The sequence below is a fragment of the Sphingomonas sp. CCH9-F2 genome, from assembly GCF_001556735.1.
GTDB classification, from domain to species: domain Bacteria; phylum Pseudomonadota; class Alphaproteobacteria; order Sphingomonadales; family Sphingomonadaceae; genus Sphingomonas; species Sphingomonas ginsenosidimutans.
On the sequence record NZ_LSJO01000166.1, the window covers coordinates 1 to 514 of the forward strand.

A 514-nucleotide genomic window follows, 5' to 3' on the forward strand; every position below is an offset into this window, starting at 1 on the left:
CCGCCAGCACGCCGAGCACCGACCATAACGGCCCGCCCGCGACGATCAGCACCAGCACCGCCGCCACCGACGCGATCGACGACCATCCGCTCGCCAGCGCCAGCGTGCGGAACGCGCCGCCCGCCTGCAACAGCGCGCTTTCCGGCATTCGCGCCAGCCGCACCGCCGCCACCGCCATCCACGCCGCCGCCGCGCTGCCCACCACCGCCAGCGGATAATGCGGGAACAGCACGTGCGGCGCGACCGTCAGCACCCCCGCCAGCAGCACCGCCGTCGCCACCCAGATCGCGATCAGCACCAGCCGGAAGAACCGTACCGCCGACCGCGCGGTGTCGATCCGACCCTGCGCGATCGCGCCAGCCATGCGCGCGCGCTCGTAATCGGTCAGCGCGTTCATCGCGACCATCACCGGACGGATCGCCAGCGCCCCCGCCGCGATCGGCGCAAAGGCATCCGGCCCCATCAGCGCGGTCACGCAATAAGCATGGGCATTGGCGGTCGCCTCGGTGGTCGC

At 72.8% G+C, this 514-nt stretch carries 1 pseudogene; it reads right to left on the minus strand.

Annotation, left to right across the window (positions count from 1 at the left end):
* Positions 1 to 514: pseudogene (locus AX685_RS22310) on the minus strand (polysaccharide biosynthesis protein); the annotation flags it as partial.